The 17,069-nt window shown below is 33.7% G+C and carries 11 protein-coding genes and 1 riboswitch; of the genes, 7 read left to right on the top strand and 4 right to left on the bottom strand.

From position 1 onward, the window contains the following. Nucleotide 1 precedes the first annotated feature (1 nt). Nucleotides 2-436 (bottom strand): OsmC family protein, encoded by a 435-nt coding sequence (locus QO190_RS11825; protein ID WP_371462842.1) that lies wholly within the window; start codon nt 434-436, stop codon nt 2-4. Between the two features lie 18 nt (nt 437-454). Next, complete coding sequence (locus QO190_RS11830) at nt 455-1,750, bottom strand: O-acetylhomoserine aminocarboxypropyltransferase/cysteine synthase family protein (RefSeq protein WP_371462844.1); 1,296 nt, start codon at nt 1,748-1,750, stop codon at nt 455-457. 138 nt (nt 1,751-1,888) lie between these two features. Continuing rightward, a riboswitch (SAM riboswitch) is annotated at nt 1,889-1,998 on the bottom strand. A gap of 243 nt (nt 1,999-2,241) precedes the next feature. Here QO190_RS11830 and QO190_RS11835 point away from each other — a divergent pair. Next, nucleotides 2,242-4,503 (top strand): glycoside hydrolase family 3 C-terminal domain-containing protein, encoded by a 2,262-nt coding sequence (locus tag QO190_RS11835; RefSeq protein WP_371462845.1) that lies wholly within the window; start codon nt 2,242-2,244, stop codon nt 4,501-4,503. An 82-nt stretch (nt 4,504-4,585) separates the two neighbouring features. Here QO190_RS11835 and QO190_RS11840 read toward each other — a convergent pair whose 3' ends face one another. Beyond that, nucleotides 4,586-5,500 carry a dimethylarginine dimethylaminohydrolase family protein gene (locus tag QO190_RS11840; RefSeq protein WP_213189980.1) on the bottom strand — a complete coding sequence of 305 codons (915 nt, stop codon included), beginning with the start codon at nt 5,498-5,500 and terminating at the stop codon, nt 4,586-4,588. A 54-nt stretch (nt 5,501-5,554) separates the two neighbouring features. Next, nucleotides 5,555-6,388, bottom strand: coding sequence for a site-specific tyrosine recombinase/integron integrase (gene xerA, locus QO190_RS11845; protein WP_371462848.1), 834 nt, complete (start codon nt 6,386-6,388; stop codon nt 5,555-5,557). A 368-nt stretch (nt 6,389-6,756) separates the two neighbouring features. Between xerA and QO190_RS11850 the strand changes: the two genes are divergently transcribed. The 6 genes from QO190_RS11850 (at nt 6,757) to QO190_RS11875 (ending at nt 17,054) form a co-directional block, all read left to right on the top strand. Next, nucleotides 6,757-7,974 carry a tyrosine-type recombinase/integrase gene (locus tag QO190_RS11850; RefSeq protein WP_371463239.1) on the top strand — a complete coding sequence of 406 codons (1,218 nt, stop codon included), beginning with the start codon at nt 6,757-6,759 and terminating at the stop codon, nt 7,972-7,974. A 249-nt stretch (nt 7,975-8,223) separates the two neighbouring features. Continuing rightward, a complete protein-coding gene (locus tag QO190_RS11855; protein WP_371463240.1) occupies nt 8,224-9,129 on the top strand; it encodes a hypothetical protein in 906 nt (301 codons plus the stop codon). Nucleotides 9,130-9,221: 92 nt separating this feature from the next. After that, the gene (locus tag QO190_RS11860) at nt 9,222-9,503 is read left to right on the top strand and encodes a helix-turn-helix domain-containing protein (protein ID WP_371463242.1); all 282 of its coding nucleotides are present in this window, start codon (nt 9,222-9,224) and stop codon (nt 9,501-9,503) included. Nucleotides 9,504-9,729: 226 nt separating this feature from the next. Continuing rightward, nucleotides 9,730-11,910, top strand: coding sequence for a VapE domain-containing protein (locus QO190_RS11865; protein WP_371463244.1), 2,181 nt, complete (start codon nt 9,730-9,732; stop codon nt 11,908-11,910). Nucleotides 11,911-12,135: 225 nt separating this feature from the next. Beyond that, nucleotides 12,136-16,296 (top strand): DEAD/DEAH box helicase, encoded by a 4,161-nt coding sequence (locus QO190_RS11870; RefSeq protein ID WP_371481338.1) that lies wholly within the window; start codon nt 12,136-12,138, stop codon nt 16,294-16,296. A 2-nt stretch (nt 16,297-16,298) separates the two neighbouring features. After that, entirely contained in the window at nt 16,299-17,054 is a 756-nt protein-coding gene (locus QO190_RS11875) for a hypothetical protein (RefSeq protein ID WP_371463248.1), read from the top strand. Nucleotides 17,055-17,069 lie beyond the last annotated feature (15 nt).

Consider the following 17,069-nt stretch of genomic DNA (forward strand, 5'->3'; position numbering starts at 1 on the left):
TTTAATTCAATTGAAAATTTACGGGAGTAGAATTAGAAAGGTTGTCATTAATTGGGCATCTTTCTTTAGCATCTTTTATAAGATTTTCTATGACAGATTTTTCAGCGGAAGAATCTATGGTGATATCTAAATCTATATTTTTAAATCCAGCTCTTTCTTCTTTAGAAATTCCCAATAATTTTTGAGGATTGATGTTACCGTTAATATCAATTTTCAAATGGTTGATTTCTATATTTCTCTCTTTTGCTAAAAGATGAAGCACTACATTAAAACAACCTGCATAACTTGCCAATAATGTTTCTACAGGATTTGGCGCTTCATCTTTTCCTCCTAAATCTTGAGGTTCGTCTATGATGATTTCAAACTGTCTTGCTTTTGCAATCACTTTGGTTGCAGACTTACTTTCTGCGCTTATTTTAAAATTTAATTCTGACATTTTTCTTCTTTTTACTTTTTATAATTGTTGAAATGATTGCTCTAAATCTGCGATAATATCATCTATATGTTCTATTCCTACACTTAATCTAATTTGTCCCGGAGTAATTCCAGCTTTTAATCTTTCTTCGTCTGAAAGTTGTTCGTGTGTGGTAGAAGCTGGATTGATGATAAGCGTTTTAGAATCTCCTACGTTTGCTAAATGTGAAACCAATTGTAAATTATCGATGAATTTAATTGCTGCTTCTTTTCCGCCTTTGATTTCAAAATTAAGTACCCCTCCGAAACCTTTTTTCAAATATTTTTTAGCATTTTCATAATCTGGGAAACTCGGCAAACCTGGATACAATACTTTTTCTACTTTTGGATGATTTTCTAAAAATTCTGCTAATTTCTGAGCATTTTCTACGGTTCTGTCTACTCTCAGCGATAATGTTTCTAAACCTTGAAGCAATAAAAATGAATTGAATGGAGAAATAGCTGGCCCGAAATCTCTAAGACCTTCTACTCTGGCTTTGATGATAAAAGCAATATTTCCAAAAGGTCCATTTACACCGAAAACATCTGAGAAAACCAATCCATGATAACCATCTGAAGGTTCAGAAAACTGTGGAAACTTACCATTTCCCCAATCGAAATTTCCTCCATCTATGATGATTCCGCCAATAGAAGTTCCGTGACCGCCAATCCATTTTGTAGCAGATTCTACCACTACATTTGCGCCATGTTCAATTGGTCTGAACAAATAACCACCTGCTCCAAAAGTATTGTCAACGATTAATGGAATATTATGCTTTTTAGCTACAGCTGAGATTGCATCAAAATCTGCCACATTCAACGTAGGGTTTCCTATGGTTTCTAAATAAATCGCTTTGGTGTTTTCGTTAATCAATTCTTCAAAACTTTCTGGCTCATCGTCTTTAGCAAATTGTGCTTCGATGCCTAATTTTTTGAAAGAAACTTTGAACTGATTATAACTTCCTCCGTACAAATAAGGCGAACTCACGAAATTGTCTCCTGCTTGTAAAATATTGGTAATTGCCAAAAATTGTGCAGCGTGACCAGAAGCGGTAGCCAAAGCTGCTACTCCACCATGAAGTGCAGCCACACGTTTTTCGAAAACATCTGTGGTAGGATTCATGAGTCTGGTGTAGATATTCCCAAATTCTTTTAACCCAAAAAGATTGGCAGCATGTTCTGCACTGTTAAAAGTATAAGACGAAGTTTGGTAAAGCGGCACCGCTCTAGAATTGGTAGTTGGGTCGATTTCTTGACCAGCGTGAAGTTGAAGCGTTTCAAATTTTAAATTGCTCATTTTTTTAATAATTTTTTAATTGTTAAATATTAGAGCAACTTATTTGCAGAAAATTCTTGACGAAAGAGCATAAAAAAACTCTTCCGACAAGTCGAAAGAGTTTTTGATATAGTGTATGACTATTTTAAACTGATTTCAGACTTATCTTTCCCGAATTTCGGGGTTGAATTTGGCACCTTACTCTCATTTCTGTTAGCAGGTTGCCAAGGTTTCGCAGGGTCAATTCCCTCCACCTTTCTTAATAAGTTGCGTGTATAAAAGAACGTTTTTCGTGGTGCAAATATAAAAACAAGTTTTACAGAAAACCAAATTTTTAGAAGAAAAAAATATTTTTCCATTTTAAACAAATCTTAACCAACTGATTAACAGGCAATTTATTGATTTCTATTTTTAACTATTCAATATCAAGATAAGTTTTTTGAAAATTTTATTATCTCATTTTGAGATAATAATAAAAAGTTGTAGTTTTACTGCACCAAAAAATAATTCTTATGTTCAAGAAAATTGCACTTGTTTGCTTAGTCTCGTTAATGAGTTTTCAAGCAAAAGCACAAGAAAAAAAGACACAAATTTATTTAGATGATTCGCAACCTATAGAACTTAGAGTAGAAGACGCGCTTTCTAAAATGACTTTAGAAGAAAAAGTAGCGATGCTTCATGCTCAGTCAAAATTCAGTTCACCAGGTGTTCCAAGATTAGGAATTCCAGAATTTTGGACGACTGATGGACCACACGGAATTCGTCCTGAAGTAAAATGGGATGAATGGGATCAAGCTGGTTGGACCAATGACTCCATCATTGCATATCCTGCGCTTACTGCACTCTCTGCAACTTGGAACAAAAAAATGTCTTGGAATTACGGAAAAGCTCTTGGAGAAGAAGCTCGTTATAGAAAAAAAGATATTCTATTAGGACCAGGTGTAAATATTTACAGGACTCCATTAAACGGTAGAAACTTCGAATATATGGGAGAAGACCCATTTTTATCTTCTAAAATGGTGGTTCCATACATTAAAGGCGTTCAATCTAATGGTGTAGCTGCTTGTGTGAAACATTATGCACTTAATAATCAGGAACAATTTAGACATACCAGCAACGTAATTGTAGATGATAGAGCTCTATATGAAATTTATTTACCTGCCTTCAAAGCAGCTGTACAAGAAGGAGATACTTGGTCTATAATGGGAGCTTATGATATGTACAAAAATCAGTATGCAAGTCAAAATCAATATTTATTAAACGATATTCTGAAAAAAGAATGGGGTTTTAAAGGAGTAGTTATTTCTGATTGGGGTGCTGTAAATGATACTAAACAAGCCATTATGAATGGACTTGACATGGAATTCGGGAGCTGGACAAATGGACTTTCTGAAGGAACCAGCAATGCTTATGACAATTACTATTTAGCACATCCTTATTTAAAACTCATCAAATCTGGTAAAGTAGGAACTAAAGAATTGGATGATAAAGTAAGAAGAATCCTAAGATTGGCTTTCTTTACAACCATGAATAAAAACAAGCCTTTTGGAAATATTGCTTCTGAAGAACACAGAGCGATTGCCAAAGAAATTGGTGAAGAAGGAATTGTATTGCTAAAAAATCAAAAAAATGTATTGCCAATTAACATTGCTAAAACTAAAAAGATTGCTGTAATTGGTGAAAACGCCATCAAAATGATGACTGTAGGCGGTGGTTCTTCTTCATTAAAAGTAAAATATGAAACTTTACCTTTAGACGGAATTAAAGCAAGATTTGGAAAAAATGCAGAAGTAGTTTTTGCTAGAGGTTATGTAGGAGATGTAGGCGGAGAATACAATGGAGTAAAAACAGGAAAAGACCTTACTGATAATCGTTCACAAGCAGAATTAACCAAAGAAGCAGTAGAATTGGCTAAAAATTCTGATTTTGTAATCTTCGTGGGCGGACTTAATAAGAGTGACTTCCAAGACAGTGAAGGAAATGACAGAAAAGATATGGGCTTGCCTTATCATCAAGATGAATTAATTTCAGCTTTGGCTAAAGCAAACAAAAATTTCTCTGTGGTTTTAGTTTCAGGAAATGCTGTAGAAATGCCTTGGGTAAAAGAAGTTCCTAGCATTGTTCAAGCGTGGTATTTAGGTTCAGAAAGCGGTCATGCTATCGCTTCAGTTTTAGCAGGTGACGCTAATCCTTCTGGAAAATTGCCTTTCACTTTCCCTGTGAAATTAGAAGACAATTCAGCGCATCAATTAGGAGAATATCCTGGTAATAAAGAAGAATTAGCTCAAGGAAAAGGAAAAGACCAACAAAACCCTATCAACATAAAATATAATGAAGGTATTTTCGTAGGTTATCGTTGGCATGACACCAAAAATATCAAACCACTTTTCAGTTTCGGGCATGGATTAAGTTACACCACTTTCGAAATTGGTCAAGCTAAAGCAGACAAATCTGTTATTACCGAAGATGAGACTATTACGTTTACAATTCCAGTAAAAAATACAGGCAAAAAAGCAGGTGCAGAAGTGGTTCAATTATACATAAGAGACCTAAAATCTTCTTTGCCAAGACCATTAAAAGAACTGAAAGGCTTTGAAAAAATCTACTTAAATCCAGGTGAACAAAAAGAAGTAACCATTACGATTGACAAATCTGCTTTAAGTTTCTTTGACCCAGTAAAACACGATTGGGTAGCAGAACCTGGTGATTTCGAAGCGCTGATTGGGAATTCTTCAGACGCGATTAAAACGAAAATCAAGTTTTCATTACAATAATTTTTTATTTCTTATTTCTTTAAATCGAAAGGACAACCTCTTTATGAAGTTGTCCTTTTTTATTTTGATAAAAATAATCTAATTATTCTCTAACCAAAGGCATGGTAGAACATCTGAGCAAACCTCCCATTTTAGAAATTTCACGATACGGAATTTCTTCTACCGTAAAACCCCACTCATTTCTCAGAAAGTCATTCATTCTGGTAAAAGTTTCGTCTGAAACTACAACTTCTGGCGAAATAGAGAAAATATTAGGATTCATCTCGAACATTTCTTCTGGTGTAATGTGGAAGCAGTTTTCTTCCCCGAAAATATCTATGATGAGTTGGTAATCACTTTCGTCTACAAAACCGTCTTTATAGATAATACATTTGTCTTTTCCAATGGGATTAAACGTGCAGTCTAAGTGCAAAACACCTTGATACGGAACCTTGTCATTTTTCTTAAGGTCAAGGTCTATGATACGTTTTTTAGGGAAATATTCTTTCAGGATTTCAATAGCATATTCATTGGTTCTAGCCGTTTTATAATTTCTGTAATCTTCGGAGAAACAAGTTCCCACAAAGAGAAAATCATCCCAAACAATTACATCTCCGCCTTCTATATGAGCGGTTTCTGGTAAATTGATGATTTTGCGCCATTCTACTTTTTCAAAAATTTTACGATAAGCTTCCTGTTCATCTGCTCTATCTTTGATGACGTTTGAGATAATCATTTTATCTTCGATGACGAAGGCTACATCTCTTGCGAAAACCTGATTGTAATCTTTGATAATATTCGGTCTGAAAACTTCTACATCATATTTTTTGAGCACTTTTTCGAAGGCAGTCATTTCTGCGATGATGTCTTCTTCTTTAGGATAAATACCATTTTCTATGGAGTAATATGACTTAGCATCATAACTTTCTTCTAAAGTAGGAACTGGGCCAATAGACTTTGGCTGACCTAGAACTACCGATTTTAATCTGCCTGTTTCGTTTTTTATATTGAGCTTCATAAATAATTTCTGCTTATAGCAAATATAAATAAAGGTTTTGAAGTGAGGAAATTTTTACAGAAAATCAAGCGGACTTCTTAATTTATATTTCTGAACATCTGTTATATGAGTGTAAATTTCTGTAGTCTTTATTGAGTTATGCCCAAGAAGCTCTTTAATAATCCTTATATCAGTTCCATTCTCTAATAGATGTGTGGCGTAAGAATGTCTGAGAGTATGCACAGAAGCCTGATTATTAATTTTTGCAATTTCTATTGACTTTTTAAGAATCTGCTGAACGCTTCTTGCAGAATATTTTCCGCCAAGTTGCCCTTCAAAAACATATTCTTTCGGTTTGTATTTTTTATAATATTCTCTTAATAGATCTAAAAGTTTGGGTGAAAGCATTACTATTCTATCTTTATTTCCTTTTGATTGTCTAATAACAATACAATCTTGTTCTGATTTTATGTCAGATATTTTTAATTCTAATAATTCACTTAATCTAAGCCCGCAAGAATAAATAGTAGTAATGATGGTTTTATGTTTTAGGTTTTCTGTAATATCAATAATTTTTTTAATTTCATTTTGTGTAAGAAATTTTGGTAATTTATTTTCTTTTCTTTTAGGATAAAGATGAGACAGGTTAACTTCTCTATTAAAAATTTCTTTATAAAATTTTTTTAGTGTTGCTAACATTGCTTTTTGATAAGATTGACCAATATTTTTTTCATTCACTAACCATATAATAAATTTTTCTAACTGATTATCAGTTATATCTTCTGGTTTATACTGATTAGAAATTTTTAAAAAATAAATTAGTTGACTTTTATAATTCTCAATTGTATTTTCTGAGAATCTTTGTACCCTCAGTCTAGTTAAAAATTTTTCTACTAATTTGTAGTCCATATTACAATTATTGCGCAAGTCCAAAATTAATAAAAATAAAAATACTGATTATCAAATATTTATATATTTTTATTGTTTTTTTACGCAGGTATATATAATTAAATTATACGCAATGCGTATATTTGGGTGTTATACGATATATTCAAATCAATGTTTCAAAATACTTCTAAATGCCTATTAATAGGCTATATTTGTTTTTTCACTATTAAATTAAAAGCATAAAAAAGCAACGGAAAATAGAATTTGTTGAACTAAATGTTGTACCTTTGTATCAGGTTGCATCCGATTGAATATTCAACAATTCAGCTGTTTGCGTTCCTTTTCAAAAAGAAGAATTTTTAGTACAACATCAAACAAATATTCTACCTATGGCATCAGTAAAATTTATCCTCAGAACGCAGCAGCAAGACAAGGAAGGCAAATGCCCTCTTTATATCCGATTGATTCAGGATCGCCAGTCTAAGTATATCAGTACTGGTCTTAAGATAAATCCGGCACAATGGGATGATGAAAATAAAAAAGTCCGCAAGAGCTTCCCAAACAGCGCACGCACAAATGCTATGCTCGCTGCAAAACTTGCAGAGGCATCTGCAACAATTGCTGATTCCGAAAGAAAATCCAAATCAATTACTGCCAGAAAGTTAAAGGAAGCCATTAAGGGTAAAGACCGGGTAAAGTTTTTTGCGTACGCCGAATCCAAACTGAAAAAACTGCAGCACACCTACTCTCCTTCAACCTATAAAATTTATAAATCGCAACTCGCAAAGTTCAAAGCATTTGTAAACGATGATTCAATTATGTTTGATGATATTACAGTAAGTCTTTTAAAAGATTATATGCTGTATGCTGGTAATGTTTTAAAAAATAACAAAACTTCGCAGAAACTAAGCATGATTGTTCTTTCTATGATGTTCAAACACGCACAAGAAGAGGAAATAATTGATGATAGTTTTTATCCCTTTAAAAAACTGAAACTGGAAACAGAACCCAGCAAAAGAAATTTTCTGAATGACGAGCAATTCGAAAAGCTGAAAAATCACAGGTTTGAAGGACGTTCAAAAGCCGAGCTTTACAGAGATCTATTTATGTTTTCTGTGTCAGCCGGTGGGCTCAGGTTTTCAGATGTTGTCACGCTTACAGTTTTTGAATATGACCCACATACCCATATGATTCGTAAAGAGGTCGAAAAAACCGGTCGTGTACACCATTTCAAAATAGGCGAAACAGCACAAAAAATCATCAAAAAATATAGAAATCATCCCGATAATATTGGCGAATTTCTTTTTCCTGCAATTACAGAAAGAAACTTTTTTAAAATCGATCCAGAAGGAAAAAGAAGAGCCATATCCAGCCAAAACGGTCTTTGCAATTTATATCTTCGAAAATTAGGTAAACAATTGGAATTTCCTTTTACGCTCCATTTTCATTTAAGCCGTCACACTTTTGCCACAATGGCTCTTAATAAAGGAATGCGTATTGAACATGTTTCAAAGCTTTTGGATCATAGAGATATCTCCACCACGCAGATTTACGCAAAAATTGTAAACGAGGAACTTTCAAAAGCGGTTGACCAGTTTGTATTGTAGCTGGTGGAGTGTGGATAACATAAGTAATTGATGTACAAATCCTTAAAAATAATTTTTAAGGATTTTTTCATTACAAATATTTTCGCTCACTAAATTTTGCATCCAATTTCCTAAATTTACATTTAGTCACTAAAAGTGAAAATCTTAATGTTTTCGGTTATGATTTGAACAGATTTTTGCGTAAAAACCAAACAATGCAATTAAAAGCAAACAATACTTTCATAAAAAAAACTCTAATATATAATAGCCATGGCTTCCAGGTATCTCATAAAGGAAACTCTACCCTTCGTGCAATTTTCGTCCGTAAAGGTTACGGACGCGTTCAACGCCTTATTTGATATTGAAAAAATCCCGGAGGAAACCCTCGAAACATATTGCCAGTCACTCTTCACAAAGGCCTTCAACCAAAACAATTCCAACATTCCCGACTTTCTGAACCACCATTGTAGCCTGGTAAAAGATCCCATGCTTTGGCTCAACAAGTTTGAGAAACTCATTTCCGAAAATGAAGAAATCTTCCATGAGGCAAAACGTGATTCTAAACTGATGAAATTTCAGACCTGCATTGAACTGAAAAGGCAGGAACTCAAAATTGAAAAATCAAAAGAAAAAACTAAGAAACCCCCGGCAAGAGAAATAAACGCACAGTCAGAGGAAAGATATTTCAGTTTTAAGGAATCGAAATTAAAATGCCATTCACTTCCTACGATACAGGAAAAGGTGTTTTTTCTAACAACCGAAATTTTTGAATACAGTACAGCAGAACTGGAATTGATAAATAACAAATTGCCGGACTTCGAACAGGAATGCCAGAAACTTATTGGAAAACTTCAAAATTATGCCAAAGCAAAAGCAGAAATGCAGAATGCTCTGCCTTCCACCCCGGAAGGTTTATTGCCATATTCCAAACTAAGGATAAACTGCAATGTAAACCAGATTGTTGATATTTTCTACCAGTTAAACCGTGAAATGTTTGTTGATGGCAAACCTTTTATAGACGGTAATGTACAGGATATTGTCGCAGTTATTGTAAACTGTTTCGAAGATAAAGGGGGACTTTCACTAAGTCCCCAAACAATTCGAACAATTTTGAAGCCTTCGAAAGAAGACAAGCGTCCAAATTCTGAGAAAAGAATAGACTTGGGAGAGATTTGAAAAAAAACTTAGTCCCCAGGGGACCATTTGGGGACTCGGGGACTTTTTCTTTTCTCACACCTTTGCTCCATAATCTTAAACAAACAATTTTTATGGAAGCAATTATTTTATCCAAAGATCAATTCGACGAACTTGTAGCAAAGATGAATGAAGTTCTTGAAAAACTAAATTACAAAACAGCACCAAAACAGGAAGTATTCCTGGATAATGAGGAACTCATCGCAATGCTTAAAATCTCACGCAGAACAGCACAGACGTGGCGCGATGAAGGGAAAATTTCTTTTTCCCAGGTAGGCAACAAAATCTACTACAAACTGTCAGATGTTGAAAAGACAATGCAGGATCACTACAACAAATCCTTCGCAAAAAAATGACTGACACTTTTCCAGACGCTGAAACCTCTAAGCCCTCAAATTCAGTGAGGGCTTTTGACTGCCAGTCAAACGGTCTATCTCAATAATCTTTGCAGCCATTGCAGCACATCTTCGATGTGCCTTTGCGATCTTAAAAGTTATGCTGCAAGTTTATCAGAAAAACCTTTGCGGACTTTGCGTTAAAAAAAATCTAACCTCTATCATCTAACTTCTAACATCTAAACCAATGCAATCCACCATATTCAAAAACTTCAACGAAGTTTCCGAACAGAAAGACTTCCTAAAAATTCTGGAAGATATAAAATCCGGAACTTACAAAAACGCCATCACATATCTCAGAAAATCCCTTGCCGACGATAAAAAAGAAGCTGCAGAACGAGCCAAAAAATCACTTCCGGCATTTACACCAAGTGCGACATTTAAGGGTGGCAGAAAAATGGAATTCCTGACAAACTATAACGGCTTAATAGTATTGGATATCGACAAACTCGAAAAAGAAAAACTCCAACAGTGTAAGACAAAAATCAGATTAGATGATTTTGTATTTGCTTCATTCGTTAGTCCTTCAGGAAACGGTCTGAAAATTTTAGTGAAAGTTTCGTCAGACAAAGAACAGCACAAAGAAACGTTTTTGGAACTTCAAAGATATTTTGAAGAACTTCTGCAGGTTGAAATTGACAAATCCGGCAAAGACATAACCCGGCTTTGCTTCTTTTCTTACGATCCTGAATTGTATCTGAATATCAATGCAGAAATATTTGCACCAGGCTCTGATGAAAATCAGCAAAACCTTCCTCCCGAAAAACCAAAAACGAAATCCCAAAAACCAACAACCGACGACACTCTTCTCATCTACGAACACACCGTCCGCTTCACAGAAAACAAAGTCCGTTTTGAGGAGGGCAACCGCAACAACTTCGTTTTTGCTTTGGCGAACAATCTCAACCGAAAAGGTATTTCCGAATCAATGGCTTTGGGTTACATTTTGGCAGATTATGGATATGATGCAAAGGAAGTAACGACAGCCGTTCAAAGTGCCTACCAAAACACCGCAGAACACAACACAGACACCTTCCAGCCGAAAACTAAATCTGCTAAATCTGTGCAATCTGTGAGCATTAAAACAAATTCCGGTGAATCGTCTGCGACCAAAACCAATGACGGCAATTTCTCCGACGACGAGGAAGAACAACCTTCCTACATTGATAAACTGGAAATGTTCCTCAACAACCGCTACAACTTCCGGTACAACAATGTTTTGGGTAAACTCGAATTCAAAACCCTCAAAGCCACCAAATGGAAGGCGATGACCGACTTTGCAGAAAATTCAATCCTTCGCGAAATCCTAAAAGCAAAAGTAAAATGCAGTATAAACAGCTTGAGAAACCTTCTCCATTCCGACTATTGCGAAATGTTCGATCCTTTCGAAGTCTATTTCGAAAGTCTTCCAAAAAATGAAGACGAAACTGATTATATAGAAATGTTGGCTGATACCATCACCACCACAAAACAGGATTTGTGGCGTACTTGCTTTAAAAAATGGTTTGTGGCTATGGTTGCCTGTGTACTGGATGAAAAACAGGTAAACCAAACGGTTATCGTATTTTCAGGAAAACAGGGATTGGGAAAAACAACCTGGATTGAAAAACTAATGCCGAAACAACTGAAAGAGTACATATTTTCGGGAACCATCAACCCAAGCAATAAAGACACTTTAATCCATTTGGCAGAATGTATGTTAATCAATCTGGATGAATTAGAAAATCTAAACCGTTCAGAAATTGGCAGCTTAAAAGAGATCATCACCAAAACCCATATCCGAATGCGCAAAGCTTACGGACACAACAACGAGAATTTGCCAAGAAGAGCATCTTTTGCAGGTTCGGTAAATACGGCTCAGTTTCTAAATGACACCACTGGCTCACGCCGTTTCTTATGCTTCGAAGTAGAACACATCGAGTACACCCATGATATTGATATCAATAAAGTCTACGCTCAAGCATTGCAACTAAAAGAGGACGGATTTAGACATTGGTTCAACCAAGAAGAAATCAAAGAAATAAACCAAAATAACGAACAATACCAATTGCTAAGCCCAGAAGAAGAATTGCTTTTAACGTGGTTCGAACCTGCTACAAAAGAAAATGCCAACGCTTTTTACAATGCCTCACAAATAGCGGTTCGATTGGCTGAACTTTCAAAAATTAATATTTCTGATGGCGTTGTGAACAAATTGGGCAAAGCATTAAAGAAACACGGTTTCCTGCGTTTAGCAAAGAATAAATCGTATGTGTATGCAGTGAAGGAATTCAGTTTTGAGCAAGTTGAAGAAAGAACAAAACAAAAATTCAATACAGAAAATCAGAACTTTGAAACCCCGAAAATTCCGTACAGATTTGAGAGTTAAAAGGAGGTGCAATCTGCACCTCTCTTTTTTTTTCTATTATCCATAATTTTCTTAAATTTAGCATTTTAAAGAAAACGGAAGCATATAATAGAATAATTTACTTTTTCACTTTCAATGAACTTTCAGGCTAGTTACATAATTGATGGGATTTCAGATCTCATAAATAACGAATTTCATAATAGATCTTTTTTTAATCGAAGGATTAAAAATCCTAAAGTCGATGCTTTGAAAGGGCTTCTTGAAAATCTTTCTTGCTTTTCAATAAATTTTGATTCAGATTCTGAGATAGATTATCAGCAAATACACCCAGTTCTTGCTGTTCAAAATAACATCCTGTCGAGAGGACTTCCAACAAGAGCGCCTATTTTATTGGAGAATTTTTTTGAAAAAATTGGTCTTTCATATAGTGACTCAACGAAGATTTATGATTACAAATACTTGATACCTGAGAATGTTATTCACTATCAAGATTACTTTGATTTACTTCATTTAGTGAGTCCTGGTTTAGATATTGCGAAACAAAATTACGCCGGGCAGCTTGATTCTGAATTGGAGTGGACTTTCCTCAATAATTCAAAGCCTTTTCTTAAGCAGATTTTTCAATCTCAAAGAGAATTTGGGACATTGGTTTCATCTTTTGGCGGCAAAAGACGTTTGGATTTTTCGTTTACAAAGCCCTATCAATATTTTAATCAAATTTCAGAAGATTATAAGTATGAAACTATTGTATTTGAGGTTGACGGTCCACATCATTTATTACAAGAGCAGGTTATTTACGATAAACTTAGAGATAAGAAAATATCTGAGAAAAATGGAAATGTGATTCGTTTTTCCAGTTTTGAAATTCAAAATCTTACCAAAACGCCTGAAGAATATTTGCAACAAGATATCCTTGATATTTTTCAAAAAAACTTTGATAAAATAGTTGAGAATGAACTTCCGAAATATTATCTGACATTATTGCCAACAGTTGTTGCCAGACTTCAGAAAACACTTTTAGAAATATTTATTCGTAAACCAGAATTTCTGGAAAAACAAAATCTCAACATTTGCTTTATTGAAAGAGATATTCCGGGGGGAGGTTTAGCTGTAGAACTTTTTAAAGAATTTATTGATAATATCACCCCACTTTTAAAAAGTGAAAGCAAACTGCAAATTCCGGAAATAACAATAACTGTTTTGCAAGATGAAAAATGGATTTTAAATAGTGAAATCAATTTTGGTCACAGAAAAATTCAGTGGAATGAATTTAATGCTTCAGATTTTGATTTTGTTATTGACCATTCTATTTTGTTAAGAGAAAATATTTACAATTTTGGAAACACCGTCACTCACCAGTTTTATACAGTAAGAAGTGCTCACTATGTGGATCAGTCAGTTGAAGGCTCAAGATTAATCTATTGTGCTGAATCTCTTAAATATAAACCACTGGTAATAAGAAATGAGGACACTTCTTATTCAAATATTGAAGAGTTATATCCACATATCGCATACTTCTTACGTAACATATTCCGAAAAAAAGATTTCAGGGAAGGTCAGTTGCCAATTATTTCACGAGCACTCCAAAAATTACCTGTAATAGGTCTTCTTCCTACAGGAGGCGGTAAATCATTGACTTTTCAAATTCCGGCTTTCATGCAGCCGTCTTTAACAATTGTAGTGGATCCTATTAAATCGCTGATGGAAGATCAGGTTAGAGTTTTAAAAGAAAATTGGATTGATTCTATTTGTTACGCAAATTCATCTCAAACTGACAAAGAAAAAAATCGCAGCATCGTAGATTTTAAACTGGCATCCAAACAAATCATTTTTGTGTCACCTGAAAGATTTGTAATTGAAAGTTTCAGGGATATTATTCAAAATATTTACACAACAGGCACAGGTCAGAGCATTGGATATTGCGTAATCGATGAAGTTCATTGTTTGTCAGAATGGGGACACGACTTTAGATATGATTATTTGATGTTAGGCGAAAATGCGCAAAAATATTGCTATACGCGAGATAAAGATAGATTTGGGAATTCAGTGCCAGTTAGTTTAATAGGACTTACTGCAACAGCTTCTTTTGATGTATTGGCTGATATTGAAAGGGAATTGAAAATAAAAAGCAATGACGTTGCTTCCGCAACCATTATGATTGAGAACACGATTCGTCCGGAGCTGTTTTTCAAAGTTGTTAATATTAAAAATAAAGAAAGCAGAGCAGAATCATTATTGGAAGAAATGGCTAATTTTCAGGAGAGTTACTCATACTTTAATAATGAGGAACTTTTATTAAAATCTCAATTACATCACTTTGAAAATTTTGATCCAAAAGATTTCTGTCTAAAAGAAAATCAAAAACCTGTTTATGACGAAAATAACGAGTTAATTTTTAAGTATAATTCTGAACTATATAACCATAAAAATGTCAACAATTTTTGTTCTATTTCTTTCTGTGCTGTAAAAGGAACTAGCAAAGGGGATGATGGTCAATTTCTAAATAAAAACGGGGTTCGTTTTGTTCAAAGTAAAATTCAGCAAAGTGGTATTTCGTCAACTTTTTACTATGGCTCAGATGATGAAAAAGAGCAGGAGGAAATTCAGAATAATTTCATAAAGTTCACTTCGGGAATTACTCCACATATGGTTTGCACAAAAGCTTTTGGAATGGGCATTGACAAAGATGATGTTCGAGGAACTTTTCATGTCAATTATTCTGGTTCGTTAGAAAGTCTGGTACAGGAGTGCGGTCGCGCAGGAAGAGATAAAAAAACGTCATTGGCTACCATTTTGGTCAATCCTCTAAATCACATCAAATTCAATTATTTAGAATTACCAAAATATTATAAAGGCTTGAATTCATTCAATATGTTTGTCATTAAGCAGAATCTTAATAGTGATGAAAATTTGGCTGAGGATAAAACTAAATTTTTACAAAAACTTTCTGAATGCGAATTTAAATGGACTTCTAAAACTGGTAAAGAAGGCGTGTTATCACCTTTTATGGTTAAGAACCTAAAAGAGATTATTGCAGAAAATATAGATAAATTATTGTATGAAAGTTCTCCCGACCGTGCCATTCACGATTTTTTCTATGATTTGGCTTACAAAGGAGAACGATATGAAAAATCGCATATAACAAACTTATTTAATAGTTCAGATTTTCCGTATGCTGATTCATTTCAACCACCGTTACGAAGTGTGTTTGATTCGGTAGAGACCGGTGAGTTTAAATTTATGCTTGCATTTTCTAATCTAAGAAATATTAAGCCATCAACAATTCTTCAGGAACTTATTACATTGCAAAAAGCGGAGCATACAAAAACGATTGACGATTTATTTAAAAACAGTGCAAATGTAGAGGAGTTATGGTTTAATCTTGAAATGGAGGGTATTTTAAAAGTTGATGAAATTGATGATTTTAAAAGAGCAAAAATCGAAGCTCCTTATTTTGCGCTTCGCAACGAAATAGAAACGGGAAGAATGGTTTATCGCTTACATTCTGCAGGTTTGCTACGATCTTACACCAAAGATTATGTAAAACAGCAATATCATTGTGTTTTATACAAAGATGAATCTATTGAGTATTATATTGGTAAATTAGAATCATTTCTACGCCGTTATCAATCGGAAGTATCAGTCGAAAATTCAATAAATATCTTACGCCAAAATCTTTCTTTTTCTGAAAATGATTTAGTTGATGATTTTATCAAAATCGTTTTTCATTTAATTGATTTTGCTATACTTGAGATTGCAGGTAAAAGAAAAAGAGCTACAGATGAAATTAAAAGGCTGATGGATAATATGGCCACAAATAATTTAGGTCTTTTTGAAAATAACCTTTACCTTAAGGAAGAAATGTATTTCTATTTTAACGCAAAATATTCCAAACCCGATTATGTTGAAAATGGAATTGACTGTTCTTTATTGGATGATCACAGATTATATCAAGATAAAAAGATGGATCCCTTTGATATTTTGCAAAAATATTTAAGTGATAGCATTATTAAAAATGGAACTGAACAAAACAATTACAAACATTTAATTGGTTCTTGTAAAAAAATTACATTTTCATTGGTCGAAAATGAACTCAACAAAGATTGGGTTTTAAAATTGCTGAATGCTTTTGCAATGTATTCCACCAATAATGTTTCGTACAGGAATGAGGCGAATAAGGTTATTGAAAAAGGATTTGATAAGCTTTTTGAAGATGTGGAATATCACAATAATGACTATACGCTAATTAAAAAAGTTTTCGAGACCTATTTTGAAAAACTTATCGAAAATATTAATGAAAAAAACGAAAGTATTTTGGACATTGATTTAATAAAAAATAAACTTTTACAAAACCTGCAGTTAAAACAGGTTTCAGAACTCTTAGATAAATTTTATACTACAGCATAATTATGAGCGATTATAATACTTCAGCAATTATTGAATCTTCTTTAGAAAATGTAAATGCACTACGCGATCACTTGCAAAAGATTTCCGAATTAAGAAATAATGTTAACAAAACTCTTGAAGAAGTAAAAAAAGTTCCAATTCATTTTGATCGTTTGGGTGTTAAACTCAGCGAAATTTCAGATCAGTTTGTTTACAAAAACTACGAACTTCTGAAAGAACAAAATATATTTCTGCAGGAAAAAATTATTGATCTCAATAACAGAATCGCTCAAATTGACGAAATTGATTTTAGAAAACGTTTTGAAAATGCAAATTCTGATTATTTTCAAAATTTAGAAAGGATAACATCAGAGAAAATTGGTCAGTTTGATGATGTTAAGAATAATTTGAGCACTACAGGACAACATTTTACCGGCGAGGTCGAAAGGTTAAAAACTGTTGATTTAGAAGAGCATTTCAATAAACACGACAAGCGATTATCTGATATTTTTGGTGCTGTTAACAATGTAAACACTTCGCTATTAAATATTTCAAATCAAACAATGCTATTTCAGGAGAAACTTTCCACAGTGGATCAAAAGCTACAAAGTTTAGAAAATAAATTATTGGAGCAGGAACGAAATTTAGTTTCTCAATTGAATGCACTAAAAGAAAAACAAGATCTACTTGCGAAAAAACAAGGTTCGAATTTTACTGTTTTAGTGTTGCTAATAGTAGTAGCAATCATCGTTTCGGTTGCAATGCACTTCATAAAGTAGTAAATCTAAAAACAT

The sequence above is a fragment of the Cloacibacterium sp. Arc13 genome (assembly GCF_041431305.1).
GTDB lineage: Bacteria > Bacteroidota > Bacteroidia > Flavobacteriales > Weeksellaceae > Cloacibacterium > Cloacibacterium caeni_B.